The sequence below is a fragment of the Shimia marina genome (assembly GCF_001458175.1).
Lineage (GTDB): Bacteria > Pseudomonadota > Alphaproteobacteria > Rhodobacterales > Rhodobacteraceae > Shimia > Shimia marina.
The window spans coordinates 124698-138693 of record NZ_CYPW01000017.1; the positions used below are offsets into that span (position 1 = coordinate 124698).

At 59.0% G+C, this 13996-nt stretch carries 13 protein-coding genes; 8 read left to right on the forward strand and 5 right to left on the reverse strand.

The features are described 5' to 3' along the window. Window positions 1–174 precede the first annotated feature (174 nt). The 3 genes from SHM7688_RS08895 to SHM7688_RS08905 all read right to left on the reverse strand — a co-directional run bounded on the left by SHM7688_RS08895 (window position 175) and on the right by SHM7688_RS08905 (window position 3144). Window positions 175–1245, reverse strand: coding sequence for a Hint domain-containing protein (locus tag SHM7688_RS08895; protein WP_058239579.1), 1071 nt, complete (start codon window positions 1243–1245; stop codon window positions 175–177). Between the two features lie 145 nt (window positions 1246–1390). Next, window positions 1391–2305, reverse strand: a complete 915-nt coding sequence (locus tag SHM7688_RS08900; RefSeq protein ID WP_058239580.1) for a lipid A-modifier LpxR family protein — start codon at window positions 2303–2305, stop codon at window positions 1391–1393. 221 nt (window positions 2306–2526) lie between these two features. Next, complete coding sequence (locus SHM7688_RS08905) at window positions 2527–3144, reverse strand: LuxR C-terminal-related transcriptional regulator (RefSeq protein WP_058239709.1); 618 nt, start codon at window positions 3142–3144, stop codon at window positions 2527–2529. Between the two features lie 275 nt (window positions 3145–3419). Between SHM7688_RS08905 and SHM7688_RS08910 the strand changes: the two genes are divergently transcribed. Both SHM7688_RS08910 and SHM7688_RS08915 read left to right on the forward strand, forming a co-directional pair. Beyond that, entirely contained in the window at window positions 3420–3941 is a 522-nt protein-coding gene (locus tag SHM7688_RS08910) for a putative pterin-binding protein (RefSeq protein ID WP_058239581.1), read from the forward strand. A gap of 138 nt (window positions 3942–4079) precedes the next feature. Beyond that, window positions 4080–6725, forward strand: a complete 2646-nt coding sequence (locus tag SHM7688_RS08915) for an ATP-binding protein (RefSeq protein WP_158500682.1) — start codon at window positions 4080–4082, stop codon at window positions 6723–6725. A gap of 3 nt (window positions 6726–6728) precedes the next feature. On the opposite strand, the gene SHM7688_RS08920 is transcribed toward SHM7688_RS08915, so the two are convergent. Next, window positions 6729–7637 (reverse strand): LysR family transcriptional regulator, encoded by a 909-nt coding sequence (locus SHM7688_RS08920; protein ID WP_058239583.1) that lies wholly within the window; start codon window positions 7635–7637, stop codon window positions 6729–6731. Window positions 7638–7750: 113 nt separating this feature from the next. Here SHM7688_RS08920 and SHM7688_RS08925 point away from each other — a divergent pair, with 113 nt between their 5' ends. From SHM7688_RS08925 to SHM7688_RS08950, 6 genes are all read left to right on the forward strand, one after another. Continuing rightward, entirely contained in the window at window positions 7751–8935 is a 1185-nt protein-coding gene (locus SHM7688_RS08925; protein ID WP_058239584.1) for a lipid-transfer protein, read from the forward strand. Window positions 8936–8939: 4 nt separating this feature from the next. After that, a complete protein-coding gene (locus SHM7688_RS08930; RefSeq protein WP_058239585.1) occupies window positions 8940–9407 on the forward strand; it encodes an FAS1-like dehydratase domain-containing protein in 468 nt (155 codons plus the stop codon). A gap of 12 nt (window positions 9408–9419) precedes the next feature. Then, complete coding sequence (locus tag SHM7688_RS08935) at window positions 9420–9845, forward strand: MaoC family dehydratase (RefSeq protein WP_058239586.1); 426 nt, start codon at window positions 9420–9422, stop codon at window positions 9843–9845. 31 nt (window positions 9846–9876) lie between these two features. After that, window positions 9877–11025: an acyl-CoA dehydrogenase family protein gene (locus SHM7688_RS08940; RefSeq protein WP_058239587.1), complete on the forward strand. Its 1149-nt coding sequence runs from the start codon at window positions 9877–9879 to the stop codon at window positions 11023–11025. A gap of 11 nt (window positions 11026–11036) precedes the next feature. Beyond that, window positions 11037–11876: an SDR family NAD(P)-dependent oxidoreductase gene (locus tag SHM7688_RS08945; protein ID WP_058239588.1), complete on the forward strand. Its 840-nt coding sequence runs from the start codon at window positions 11037–11039 to the stop codon at window positions 11874–11876. Window positions 11877–11984: 108 nt separating this feature from the next. Continuing rightward, a complete protein-coding gene (locus SHM7688_RS08950) occupies window positions 11985–13079 on the forward strand; it encodes a CaiB/BaiF CoA transferase family protein (protein WP_058239710.1) in 1095 nt (364 codons plus the stop codon). A 117-nt stretch (window positions 13080–13196) separates the two neighbouring features. Here SHM7688_RS08950 and SHM7688_RS08955 read toward each other — a convergent pair. Next, window positions 13197–13996 (reverse strand): uroporphyrinogen decarboxylase family protein (locus SHM7688_RS08955; protein ID WP_058239589.1); only part of this gene is annotated, 800 nt, incomplete at its 5' end.

Here is a 13996-nt window from a genome sequence, read left to right on the forward strand (position 1 = left end):
GTAGAGGCTTTTTTGAAAATTCAGTGCCTCTCTGCATAGGAGCCAAAGCCACCCTACGTCAACGTTCCGTCTCCCGCCCAGGCACACCAACCTGAAACGATCACAAGGTGGCCCGTCTTACAGCGACACAAAAGGGAACCTCCGGGCTCCCTCTCCCGCCTCAACCCAACCGGCTCACGCCGCATCATGCAACAGAATCGCCGCCTCGCTTGCGGTCAGATTGCGCCGCGCCATGGGACCATAACTGTGCGGATCGCGGGCAAGCTCCGGCAGATGCTGCAAAAGCCGCGCGCGGTCATCCGCCGCCAGATTGCCCAGATCCGCGCTTGCCGGATGGAAGCTCTCCGTTTCCACCCCATTGGCCCAGATCACCTCGTGTCCTGGCAACAAAAGATGCACATAGGTCACCTCGCGCAAGGCCGCATCCACCGCTACGGTGCTGCCATTCACCAGATCCCGCGCCGCCACCAACACCTCTGGCGCATTGAACAACGCCTGCGCTGTTGCCCCCCGCAGCAGCATACGGTGCTCCGGGCTGACCAACAGCTCCTGATCGGGGCGATCAATACCCAGCGCGCCGGGTTTGATGCGAATCGGGCGCAGCTTGGGCATGGCAAACAGGCGGGCACCGGTCATCCGGCGGCTGCCGATCCACTGAATCTCCTGCGCTCCGCTGTCACGCGTCTGCACGCGATCGCCTTCTCGCAAAGCCTCTATCAGCTTCGGGCCTTCAGGCGTGGCAATCCGCGTGCCCGGAGTGAAACAAATCACACCACTGCCCGCCTCCTGCACCTGCGGCCGCTGCAAAACACTCATGGATTGATGCACCACCCACAAGTCGCGCCCCTTGGGCGGCAACTCATCCAGAAACATCAAAAGGGGCGCGCTGCCGGCAACATCAATCACTGTCGCCGTATAGCTGTCTGCCCCATCGGTCACCACAAAACCGCCCTCCATGAGCGGCGCATCGACGTCGACAGCTCCGAGAGTGTCGACAGATACCTGTGGATCTACTGCTGCACCAACCAGTCGGCGCACCATCTGCGCCGCCCGCTTGCGTATGTTTGTCCCTTCGTCGTCACGATCCAGACGCAACAAATCACTTGGACCATCCACACGCACGGGGTCCCCGGCCCATGACCACACCACGCCTGTTTCCAGCGCCTGCAAGGGTGCAGCCTTCTGACCGTCAATTTCTGTCTGTGACCAGGAGATGACAAACGTGCCACGAAAGCCCGTTTTCATTGCCCGATTACCTGCCTTGATAGTTTTTTTATTATGCGGAGGTTAACAAAGCAGACGACAGTTTTCCAGCGCCAAAAAAGTGTTAACAAAAAATTTCTGAAGTGGGCCATTCTGGCGCCACACCCTGCTTGGGGTCAGGGATCTCTCAGAAACGATAGGTAAAGTTGATCGCGCCGATCAGCTGTTCCTCAGGCTGGGCTTCAAATTCTTTGCCAAGCCAGGACACACCATAAAAGATACTGTGCTTCTTGCCGGTCCAGTTCACACCGGCACGCAGACGGGTCCGCACATCGGTACGCTCCAACCCACCCACTTCTGGCAGGTAAATACTGTCAGCCACTTTGGCAGCATCCGCCCCGACGATCAGGCTCACACCCGGTGTCTGCGCACGCACCACGCTATAGCGATGCCCAGTCACGCTGTCCCGCGCCAGCAAATCCGCGCGACCGTAGCTGCCGAGCGTGAAGTCAAAGCCAACGCGTGCCAGGGTCTCATCGCCGCCGCGCAGCTCCACAAAGGGGCGCAGGCGCGCGCTGTCGCCAAAATCAACTGTGGTTCCGAACTCGGCCACACCACGCAGACGCCATGCATTTGGGATCTGTGCGTCCAGCACCTGCTGAGACGGCAGTGGCGCTTCCGCGTTGCGATGAATGAACCCTTGAATCTCATCCAGATTTGTCTGCGGGCCAATCGCTACAACAGCTGCGCCAAGACTGGCCTCCAGCCAGCCACGCTGGATATGATTGTGCACACCAAAGGCCACAGAGGATGCATAGCGACGGTCCCAGCTGCGCTGCGTGCGCAAAGACATCGGCGCAATGATTTCTCCGCCCAGACGAAACTCCAGCAGAGACCCGAGTGCCTCAGGCGCTGCGCCATCCCATTCCGGACCATAGGCCAGACTGAACACAGCCGAGCCGGTCCGCCAGCGGTCATACCCATCACCCAGCGTATCATTGACCAGCAGATACCCTGCTCCCAACACACTGCGCTCTTCTGCCTGAGCCGCCTGAACGGCCAAAACACCCGCCAATACGGCGCCCACCAACTTCTTAAACATTGCACACCCCAAGTTGTGCCCCCGGGGTCATATCTATTGATGCGGCACATTTGCTTCGAGTCAGAAGTGAATAAATGGTAAATAAGCCTAAAAATCGAAACAATTGCATAAGGCATTGCGCAGGTCCGCACGACAAGGCGCGCCTCAACACAGAAAACCCCGTCAAATGACGGGGCTTCAACCAATTGTTTTTAATATATTTTCAGATCACACCAGCGAGATCAGAAGAGGGCCGCCTCACGTGCGATCAACGCAGCCTGTGTTCGGTTTGCGGCACCAATCTTGCGATACAGGTTCTTCACATGCAGCTTGATGGTTGGCTCGGACAGGTTCAAATCCCGGGCGATTTGCTTATTGGCCTTGCCCTCTGCCAACCCCTTGAGAACCTGCATCTCCCGCTTTGTCAATTTCTGCGCAATCGGATGAGCGGCTCTGTCTTCTCCGGCATCATTGAGCAACTCTGCTGGCACAAATTGCTCTCCGGCAGCCATGAAGCGCACCGCATTCACCAGAGATTTAGCAGGCAGTGTTTTGGGCACAAACCCAGCCGCGCCGAGACCCATCGCCCGATGCACCACGTCCCTGGGCGCCTCCCCAGACATCAACGCCACCCGCGGCGCAGATACATGGGCCATGGCACGCGTCAGCCCGTCAAGCCCCTGCATGCCCGGCATGTTGTAGTCCAACAGCACAAGATCAAAGCCCCCATGCACATCCAATGCATTGATAGCGCCATCAAGATCAGACACGGCCACCGTCGTCGTTTCCCCCGACGCTTCCACAAAAGCCACAAGGGTGTCCCTCAACAGGTCATGATCATCCGCAATCAAGATTTTCACAGCAGGCTCCATTGGTCATCGCGCTGATATCTGGCGGCACTCACCCAACAACAAGGTAGGGATTTCCCAACCCTCGGTAAACAAACGCAGTTGGAGCCAAGCTTCAACACCCAGAATCTGGTAGACGCTGCATTAAATTGAATAACTTTAGAGAATTCCAAGTATAATAATGCCGAAAACCTATCCCTTTGTATAGGCGCTTTATACGCTTGCCCATGTGTTCAATGCAGACAACTTTCGTATTACTCACGTTAAGCAAATACAGGTGGGAACACATGCGGAAAATGACCCGTTCACTACTCGCGCTTGCCACGGCCGTTTTGCTACCACTCACGACAGCCTCATGGGCTGAGGGCGCCAAGGATGTTCCATCCGAACGCGTCGTGCTGACCGTGTCGGGGAAAATCGACACCACCAACGTCGGTGACACGGCTCAGTTTGATTTGGACATGTTGCGCGCATTTCCTGCAACGTCCTTTTCAACCACCACCATTTGGACCGACGGGGTCCAGGTGTTCACGGGTGTCTCCTTGGCGTTGTTACTCGATACTTTGGGGAGTACGGGCAACACGCTAAGGGTTTCCGCGATCAACGATTACTCCATCGAATTTGACACCGATCTCCTGCAGGTAGACGCTCCAATTCTGGCGTATGAATTGAACGACGAACAAATGCATCGGCGCGACAAGGGCCCGCTTTGGTTGGTGTATCCGTATGACGCAAAAGAGAGTTTTCGCACAGCTAAGGTCTATTCCCATAGTGTTTGGCAACTCGACAGGATCGAAGTCCTCGACTAACGTGACCACCATGGTGACGTCACTCCTGCCTCCGGTACATTCGCAAGGTATCTCCGTATCTTACACCTCTGCTCAGCCATGCCCGCCCAAAGCAGCAGGCGGTCCGGGCGATAAATGACCGCGCGCGGGCCGTCTCCGATGTCTCTCCAACGGGGGATCAAGGACGCTTTCCCTCAATTCCAAACGTCAAAATGGCGCCGTGTCTTTGGTGCCACGCTTGTTGCCTGCGCCGCTGCGTTGAGCGTTGTGGCCGCCTTTACCGCCTATGAAGTCCTCACGAACTTCCGCGAATTTCGCACAGAAGCCTCCGACAACATCGAATGGTCCCTCGCGCAAACAGAGCTGGAAACCCGCGACTTCACCGCAGCATTGGAAACTGCCATGCTGGACCCTGAGGACGATCTCGACCGGCTGCGCCTGCGCTATGACATTTTTTACAGCCGCATTCTTACGATGCTGAACTCGCCCAACTATCAGCGGCTCAATGTCACCCCGGAATTCGAAGGCGCTCTTCAGCGCGTGCGCCGGTTTCTGGACAGCAGCGTCGCTCTGATTGACGGCCCCGATGCCGACCTGCGCGCCGCACTCCCGCTTCTGGCGGAACAATCAGGCCATCTGCGCAACGATACCCGGACGCTCTCCCTCAAAGGCCTGACATATTTCGCCGAACATGCAGACGACCGGCGCGAACGTGTCACCGGCACCCTGCTGCGCCTGACCTTCAGCGCCGTCCTTCTGGTGGCCGCGCTGGTCGCCCTGATCATTCACGTGTTCTCACTCTATCGCCGCACACATGAACACAATCAGGCAATCGAACAGGCCAATGACCGGATGAACACCATTCTCACCGCCTCCTTTGACGGCGTGATGGTGATCGACAGCGCCGCGCGCGTGCTGGAGTTCAACAAAGCCTGCGAAGTCATGTTCCAGCATCATTTTGAAGACATCAAAGGCCGCAACTTCCTCGATTTTGGCGTGGCCGCCGACAAACGTGCGCAACACGCCAAAGCGCTCGAACGGATCATCGCGCAACAGGCAAACCATGTTGCAGGCACGGGCCCCATCCGCATGGACGCCCAGCGCGGCGATGGCACGCTGTTTCCGGTAGAAGTGTCCCTGGAAACCGCTCAGGAAGACGACCGCATCATCGTGATCGCATTCATCCATGACATTTCCGATCGCATCGCTGCCGAGCATGAACTTGTGCGTGCCCGCGACAGCGCCCTCGCCGGTGAAAAAGCAAAAGCCGAATTTCTCACGGTCATGAGCCACGAGATCCGCACCCCCCTCAATGGGTTGCTTGGCAATCTCAGCCTGCTCAACGACACCGCCCCCGATGACACCCAGCTGCGTTACATCCGCAATATGGAAATCTCCGGGCGCGTTCTGATGCGCCATGTTGATACGGTCCTCAACATCGCGCGCTACGAAGCAGGGGTGACAGCGGTTTCCGTGGCAGACACAGATCTGACGATGATGCTACAAGAACTGGTCGACAGCCAGCTCAGCGCCGCTACCGCCCATGGCAGCGCTCTGAGCTGGCGCTGGGAAGGCACACCGTTTCCATGGGTGCGCACAGACCGCGCCGCAGTAGAGCAGGTTCTGCTGAACCTGATCGGCAATGCCATCAAATTCACGGAAAACGGCGCCATCACGATCGAGGCAGAAGCCCTCCCCGATGACGACCACACCATGACCTTGGTAGAATTTCGCGTGATAGATAACGGCGTGGGCATCGCAGAAGATCGCATCGCGCGGGTGTTTGAGGATTTTGTCACCAACGATTCCACCTATGGCCGCGTCCCCGGCGGCACAGGTCTTGGCCTCGGGATCGCCAGCCGAATCGTCAAAACCCTCGGCGGCGACATAGGTGTGGAAAGCACACAGGGCGTGGGAAGTGTGTTCTGGTTCCGCCTGCCGTTGGAAAAAGGGGACCGCCCATCAGAAGCAACGGTCCCCACCCCAAGCACAGACCAAATGCCGCTGAATATTCTTGTGGTCGAAGACAACATCATCAACTGTGAACTGACCGAAGAAATCCTAATCAACGAAGGCAACACCGCCACCTGTGTCAACAATGGGCTGGAAGCGCTCGAATATGCCAAGGTTCACAAATACGATCTGATCCTCATGGACATCTCCATGCCTGTCATGGACGGTCTGCAAGCCACCGTAGCCATACGCAACAGCGATGGTCCGAACACCGACACGCCCATCATTGCCTTTTCCGCAAACATCCTGCCCGCAGAACGCGAGCGACTATTGGCACATGGGATGGATGGCTTTCTGGCCAAACCCCTCAATCGCACCGCCCTGCAGGAGAGGTTGCAACAGGCCTATGCCGATGGACGCGACCATCCTCAGGATCTCGACGACATCACAGGGGAGACGGTGCACACCGACGAGACAGAGGACATTTTCGACACCAATAGCCCCTATCCGCTGCTGGATATCCTCGCCTTTCAGAACAACCGCACCGGCCTGCCAGATGCCACGTTCCAGCGCCTCCTGTCGCGATTTGTGGACGAGGGCGATGCGCTCAATGCGGCCATCACCGCCCCCTATCGCAACTCAAGCAAAGTCGCCCGTATGTGCCATGACCTCGCGGGCGCCTCCGCCGTCTTTGGCGCCCGCGCCTATCACGAGCGTTTGATCACCGCAGACACCGCCACCAAACAGAACGACACTGCCGCCTTTGAAAATGAGCTGACCACCCTGCCCGCCCTTTGGCGCAAAACCCGCGCCGCTTTGATTGCGCAAGTTCCAGCAGTCTCAGACGGTTAACACTCAGGGCATTTCCACACCCGTGGTTGGCGGAAAATCACGTACAGCTTGCAAAAACCACCCCAGCGCGCGGCCCCTTTGCCCGCCTGTGCGATAGGCCACGGCCATCGGCAACGGCTCTTGCAGTGGGAAATCCAAAACTTCAAAACGCGACCGAAAATGGCGGCTCTTAGCATAGCTGTCCACGACAAAGCCCACGGCTTCACTGCGCTCGATCACACCCGCCGCCATGGTGAAACTCTGCATGATGTGCAAGCGCCTCAGCGGATCCCCCTCCCCCTGCTCCATCAAATGCTGTATCGGCTCCGCATAGGGACCGCTGGTCTCAGGCACAATCAACGGCAAGGCCGCAACATCTGCCGCGCTCACACGCTTGCCTGCCAAAGGATGCCCGCGCCGGACAAAGAACAAGGCTTGCAAGGGCGGCAAAGCCTCACATTGCACGCCCGCTTCCGCCATCAGAGGCCGTGCAGGCCCCAACAGAGCGTCCAGATCCCCCTGCCGAAACAGCTGCAAGCCCGCCTCAAAAGACGCTCCGCGCAGATGCACCCGCACATCAGGATGGTCCCCCACCAAAGCCCAGATTGCGCGGCTCATGAGCCCTTCAAGTGAGCTTGGTGACACCCCAATCCGCAAGACCTGTTCTCGGGTTTTGCGCCCCTGATCCACATCGGCCACCAATTGATCCACATCCGCAAGGATGCGTGCGGCCCGGTCTATGAACTGGCGCCCTTCCGCTGTGGCAGAAACGCCTCGCGCATGGCGCGCAAACAGCGCCGCACCAAGCTCCTGCTCCACGTCCGCAACCGCCTTGGTCACGGCCGACTGCGTCACATTGAGCAGGCGCGCTGCGCCACTGATCGCTCCCTGCCGGTCCACCGCCACCACATAGCGCAATTTGGTCAGGTTCATCCATTCCTCCAAAGAATAGCACGGGACAACATTGAATTTGCAAGATGGCATGGTCAATCCGATACTCGCCACAAATCTCTGAGGAGCGAGCAGGGAAACAGGAGGAGGTTCACATGGGGCAAGAGGTCATTGTGGCCGGTGTCGGCATGATCAAATTTGCAAAACCGGGCGCATCAGAAAGCTACGATCAAATGGGCGCTGCCGCTGTGCGCGCCGCGCTCAAGGATGCTGGCCTGCCTTATGATGCCGTGCAGCAAGCCTATGCGGGCTATGTCTATGGGGACAGCACCTGTGGGCAGAAAGCGCTCTATCATGTGGGCATGACAGGCCTTCCCATCATCAATGTGAACAACAACTGCTCCACCGGCTCAACCGCGCTTTTCATGGCCCGTCAGGCGATTGAAAGCGGCATGGCCGACTGTGTGCTGGCCGTGGGTTTTGAGCAAATGCAGCCCGGCGCCCTCACCTCCCATTGGACAGATCGCCCAACCCCATTTGACGATTTTGACGCCGCTTGTGACGCGCTTGTGGGACAGGGTGAGATTCCGCTCGCCCTGCGTTACTTTGGAGGGGCAGGCAAATCCCACATGGAAAAACATGGCACGGAACTCGCGGATTTTGCCAAGATCCGCGCCAAAGCCTCACGCCATGCCGCGCGCAATCCGCTTGCGTTGTTTGACAAGGAACTCACGACCGAAGAGGTGCTGGCCGCCCCCGTGATCTGGGAGGGGGTGATGACCCGCCTCATGGCCTGCCCGCCCACATGTGGAGGTGCAGCTGCCATCCTCTGCTCTCAAGCCTTCGCTGAAAAACATGGCCTGAACACCACGGTGCAAATCAAAGCACAGGCCATGACCACCGACTACGCCTCCACCTTTGAAGCCAAAGACATGATGCAGGTTGTCGGCTATGATATGACCGCAGCCGCGGCGCAGCAGGTGCAGGAGGCGTCCGGCATTGCCATCACGGATGTGGATGTGGTGGAGCTGCATGATTGCTTCGCCCACAACGAACTGATCACCTATGAAGGTCTGGGCCTGACACCAGAAGGCACGGCGCAGAAGTTCATTGCCGATGGCAACAACACCTACGGTGGGAAATATGTGACAAACCCCTCTGGTGGGCTGCTGTCCAAAGGACATCCGCTTGGTGCGACAGGCCTGGCGCAATGCTATGAGCTGACCCATCAACTGCGCGGCACGGCACAGGCCCGGCAGGTCGAAGGCGCACGCACCGCGCTGCAACACAATCTTGGGCTTGGCGGCGCCTGCGTCGTCACCCTTTATCAGGCGGCATAAACGCATGGGCATTTTTGACAGATCGACCAAAGGGCAGATCACCCCATCGATCCGGATCACACTGGAACCCGGCCCGCTGGCTTTCTTCACGGAAACCATTGGCGAAACCAATCCGCTTTATCGTGACCGCGACGCGGCCCGCGCGGCGGGACACCCCGATGTTCTCGCGCCGCCCACCTATGCTGTGGTTGTGGGCACATTTGCAGATCAAAAGGCCAAGCGCGCCGGAGCGCCTGACCTGCTTGACCGCATCAATGGTGATCTGCGCGTGCTGCTGCATGGCACCGAAGAATACGCCTATCATGGGTTGATGTATGCCACAGACACGCTGGAGGTGGAAAACGAAGTCATGCATTTCACCGACGCCAAAGGTGGCAAGCTTGAAATCGCTCATATCGCCACCCGCATTTCACACCCCAAACGTGGCCTGCTTGTCGAGGCCAGCCGCCGCCTCATTCACCGTCTGGGCTGAGGGAGAGAGATCATGACAGTCACCCCCACCACCGCACAGGTCGGCGACAGCCTCCCGCCGCTCACCTTCGGCCCAATTTCCCGCAGCACCCTCGCGCTCTACGCCGGAGCCTCCGGCGATCACAACCCGATCCATATCGATCTGGATTTCGCGCGCGCCGCCGGGATGGACGATGTCTTTGCCCATGGCATGCTCTCTATGGCGCAGCTTGGCCGCCTCGCCACCGACTGGGCCGGGCAGGATCGCCTGCGCAGCCTCTCCACCCGCTTCACCGCAATCACCCCCGTCGGGGCCGTGCTCACCTGCACCGGTCAAGTGACCCACCGCCACGAAGAACATGGCCGGGTTCTGCTCACCGTGAAGCTCGCCGCCCATCTTGAAGATGGCACCCAGACCCTCCGCGGCGAGGCCAAAATCTGCGGCACCGCAGCCCCCTGACGCCAACCGTCCCACCTGACAGGAGACACGCATGCCCAATCACATGTGGATGCGCGAAGACCACAATGCCTTTGCAGCCACCGTCAAACGTTTCTTTGACGAAGAGATCACCCCCAACAAAGACGCCTGGACCGAGGCGGGCGTCATCCCGAAATCCCTTTGGAAAAAAGCAGGCACGCTTGGCATCCTTGGCGCAACCTTCCCCGAAGCCCATGGGGGGCTTGGCCTCTCCCGTCATTTTGACGCTGTCACCTTTCTGGAACAGACCAAAGCCGGTGACAGCGGCTGGGGCGTCTCCGTGCACAACATCGCTGCACATTATATCACCGCTTTTGGCACCGAAGAGCAGAAAGCACGCTGGCTCCCGGATCTGGCCTCAGGCGACAAAATTGCCGCCATCGCCATGACCGAACCGGGCACAGGCTCCGATCTGCAAGCCGTCAAGACCACCGCCCTGCGCGATGGCAATGAATATCTGATCAACGGTGCGAAAACCTTCATCACCAATGGGGCAACGGCCGATCTGATTGTGCTCGTCGCCAAAACCGACCCAACCGCCAAAGGCCGTGGCGTCTCGCTGATCGTGGTGGAAACCGAAGGGCTCGAAGGCTTCGCCGTGGGCCGTCGCCTGAAGAAAATGGGCATGAAGCGCAACGACACTGCTGAGCTGTCTTTCACCGATGTGCGCGTGCCGCTTACCAATTTGATTGGCACCGAAGAGGGTCAGGGCTTTGTGCAACTGATGCAGCAGCTCCCATGGGAACGGCTGATACTGGGCTATATGGCGCTCGGGGCCTCCCAATGCGCGCTGGAGCACACCCTGACCTATGTGAAAGAGCGCAAAGCCTTTGGCCAGCGGGTCATGGATTTTCAAAACACCCGCTTCAAACTCGCCGAATGCGCCACCAAGATCGAACTGCTCGCCGCCTTCTGTGATCAATGCCTCGCAGAGCTCGACGCAGGTCAGCTCACTGCCGAAAAGGCCGCCATGGCCAAATGGTGGGGCACGCAAACCCAATGTGAAATCGTGGATGAATGCCTGCAACTGCACGGCGGCTATGGCTATATGTCCGAGTATCCGATCAGCGAACTCTACACCGATGCGCGCGTGCAAAAGATCTACGGCGGCACCAATGAAATCATGAAAGAAGTGATCGCACGGTCGCTGGACCTGGACTAAGGACCCATCAAATGAGCAAATTCACTGGAAAGCTGACAGGCAAAACCGCCTATATCACCGGCGCTGGCAACGGCATTGGTCGCGCCGTTGCGCTGAAACTCGCCCGCGAAGGCGCCAATATCGTCGTCAATGATCTCGAAGAAGCCCCTGCGCAGGCCGTGGTCGATGAAATCACCGCCGCCGGTGGCAACGCCATTGCCGTGCCTGGCTCGGTCACTGAGGAGGGCTTTGCCGAGCGCTTCATCGGCGCAGGTGTCTCTGAATGGAACGCGATCGACATCATCGTCAACAACGCCGGCTACACATGGGACAGCCTCATCGGCCATATGACCGACGATCAGTTTGACGCCATGATGGATGTCCACGTCAAAGCGCCCTTCCGCATTCTGCGCGCCGCTTCCGGCTTCATCAAAGGCGCCGCCACCCAAGAGGCCGAAGCCGGGCAGGAAGTCTTCCGCAAGGTGGTGAACATCTCCTCCATCGCAGGCACCGGCGGCAATGTCGGTCAGGCGAACTATTCTTCGGCCAAATCCGCTGTGCTCGGTCTCACCAAAACACTGGCCAAAGAATGGGGCCGCTTTAAGGTGAACGTGAACTGCGTTGCCTTTGGCTATATCGAAACCCGCCTCACCGAGGCCACCAATGAGAAGAAATCCATCACCGTGGATGGCAATACCGTCGGCATCGGCATCCCCGAAAAAGTCGCAACAGGGTTCGCCGCCATGGTACCATTGGGCCGCCCCGGCACTCCAGAAGAAGCCGCCGATGGCGTCTATCTCTTCTGCTGCCCGGAAAGCAATTATGTCAGCGGCCAGACCCTGACAGTTGGTGGCGGACTGAGCAGCACCTAAAAAAGGCCCGACTACAAGTCGGGCTGCGCCGTCCCGCCCCCATGGGGCGGCGCATTCGCACCACCCCGCGGGACTACGCAGCCCTCGGCTCTCATGATTGGACCACACATGCTCCAAGGCACCCGCATCATCGAAATCGAAGGCCTCGGCCCCGCCCCCTTCGCCGCCATGCTACTCGCGGACCTTGGCGCAGATGTCATCACCATCCACCGCAAAACCGCCGCCGCGATCACCGCCGACCAATCCGTGCTCGACCGGGGCAAACGCTCCATCACGCTTGACCTCAAAGACCCAGAGGATCTGGCCACAGCCAAGACACTCATCTCCACTGCCGATGCCCTGATCGAAGGCTTTCGCCCCGGCGTGATGGAACGCTTGGGCCTTAGCCCGGCCGCGTGCCACGCCGACAATCCCGCCTTGGTCTATGGCCGCATGACCGGCTGGGGCCAGACCGGCCCCCGCGCGCAGACTGCCGGGCATGATCTCAACTACATCGCCCAATCCGGCGCGCTTTGGTACGCCTCAGAGCCCGGTACCCCGCCCATCACCCCCGCCACGCTGGTAGGGGATATTGGCGGCGGCGCGCTTTATCTGGTGATCGGCATCCTCTCCGGCATTCTCAACGCGCGCGCCACCGGACAAGGCACAGTGGTGGACGCCGCCATTGTCGATGGCTCCGCCCATATGATGACCCTGCTCATGGCGCTGCGTCAGGGGGGCGGCATGTCAATGGAACGCGGCCACAGCCTGCTGGACGGCCCGCATTGGTCGCGCAGCTATCTCTGCGCCGATGGCGGCCATGTCTCCGTGCAATCTCTGGAGCCGCAGTTCTATGCCGCATTTCTGGAGAAGCTGGGCCTCAGCGATGATCCGGAATTTGCCCAACAGCACAACGCCGCCCTCTGGCCCAAGCTCACCGCGCGCCTGTCCGATCTCTTTCTGTCAGCGCCACGCCTGCATTGGGACAGCCTGTTTTCTGGCTCTGACGCCTGCGTTGCCGTGGTCCTTTCGCCCGAGGAAAGCGCGCAGTCCCCACATATGGCCGCACGTCAGGTCTGGCATCATCCGGACGGCAATCTTCAAGCCGCCCCTGCCCCGCGTTTTGATGGGAAGGCGGCACAGATCAACGCCGCCCCCAAACGTGGCGCACACACGATGGAGATTCTGGCGGAACTGGCCAAGGCCGGGCGTCAAGACCTCTGATCAGCAGCCTGCAACGCGCGTCGTGTTAAGAAAAAAGAGGCGCGCAAAAACGCACCTCCGCAATACCGTCGCGATACAGACGCAATACCGACGTTCGATTTTATGGTTAACGCGGGCTCAACGCCCACGCAACGTGTCGATCATCAGCTGCACATTCTCAGGGTCTGCATCCGGTGTGATGCCATGCCCAAGATTGAAAATATGCGGCCCTTTGTTGAAGGCATCGACAATCTTGCGGGTCTCATCCACCAGCGCCTGACCGCCTGTAACCATATGGGAAGACTTGAGATTCCCCTGCACACAGCTGTCAACCTGCACATGTTCTGCGGCCCATTCCGGCGTCACACCATCGTCCAGCGCCACACAATCCGCGCCCGTCGCCTTGGCAAAGCCCACATAGCGCTCTCCTGCGCCACGCGGGAAAGCAATGATCGGAACATCCGGATGTCGCGCCTTCAGCTCGGCAATGATTTTCTTTGTTGGTTCAAGCGCATAGCGATCAAAATCCGCCCCCTTGAGAGAGCCTGCCCAGCTGTCAAACAGCTTCACAACCTCCGCACCGGCCTCAATCTGCTTGCTCAGGTAATCCACCGTACCCTCGCTCAGACGGTCGATGATCGCGCCAAACAGCTCCGGATTTTCATCCTTCAGCTTATGCGCTGGCCCCTGATCCGGCGTCCCCCGCCCGGCCACCATATAGGTCGCAACCGTCCAAGGTGCGCCTGCAAAACCAATCAGCGTGGTCTCCTTGGGCAGCTCCTGACGCAGGATTCGCACAGTCTCATAGATCGGATTGAGCGTCTCATGAATGGCGCTCGCCGCATTCAGCTTGTCAAAATCCGCCTGTGTTTCAATCGTAGAAAGACGCGGCCCTTCCCCGGTGACAAACCAAAGATCCGCCCCCAAAGCCTGGGGCA

Bases quoted from the DNA above. Each gene is read 5' to 3' on its own strand.
- SHM7688_RS08910 (WP_058239581.1), top strand. From the start codon at position 3,420: ATGCGGAAAATGACCCGTTCACTACTCGCGCTTGCCACGGCCGTTTTG.
- SHM7688_RS08950 (WP_058239710.1), top strand. From the start codon at position 11,985: ATGCTCCAAGGCACCCGCATCATCGAAATCGAAGGCCTCGGCCCCGCC.
- SHM7688_RS08900 (WP_058239580.1), bottom strand. From the start codon at position 2,305: ATGTTTAAGAAGTTGGTGGGCGCCGTATTGGCGGGTGTTTTGGCCGTT.
- SHM7688_RS08935 (WP_058239586.1), top strand. From the start codon at position 9,420: ATGACAGTCACCCCCACCACCGCACAGGTCGGCGACAGCCTCCCGCCG.
- SHM7688_RS08930 (WP_058239585.1), top strand. From the start codon at position 8,940: ATGGGCATTTTTGACAGATCGACCAAAGGGCAGATCACCCCATCGATC.
- SHM7688_RS08945 (WP_058239588.1), top strand. From the start codon at position 11,037: ATGAGCAAATTCACTGGAAAGCTGACAGGCAAAACCGCCTATATCACC.
- SHM7688_RS08915 (WP_158500682.1), top strand. From the start codon at position 4,080: ATGTCTCTCCAACGGGGGATCAAGGACGCTTTCCCTCAATTCCAAACG.
- SHM7688_RS08895 (WP_058239579.1), bottom strand. From the start codon at position 1,245: ATGAAAACGGGCTTTCGTGGCACGTTTGTCATCTCCTGGTCACAGACA.
- SHM7688_RS08920 (WP_058239583.1), bottom strand. From the start codon at position 7,637: ATGAACCTGACCAAATTGCGCTATGTGGTGGCGGTGGACCGGCAGGGA.
- SHM7688_RS08940 (WP_058239587.1), top strand. From the start codon at position 9,877: ATGCCCAATCACATGTGGATGCGCGAAGACCACAATGCCTTTGCAGCC.
- SHM7688_RS08925 (WP_058239584.1), top strand. From the start codon at position 7,751: ATGGGGCAAGAGGTCATTGTGGCCGGTGTCGGCATGATCAAATTTGCA.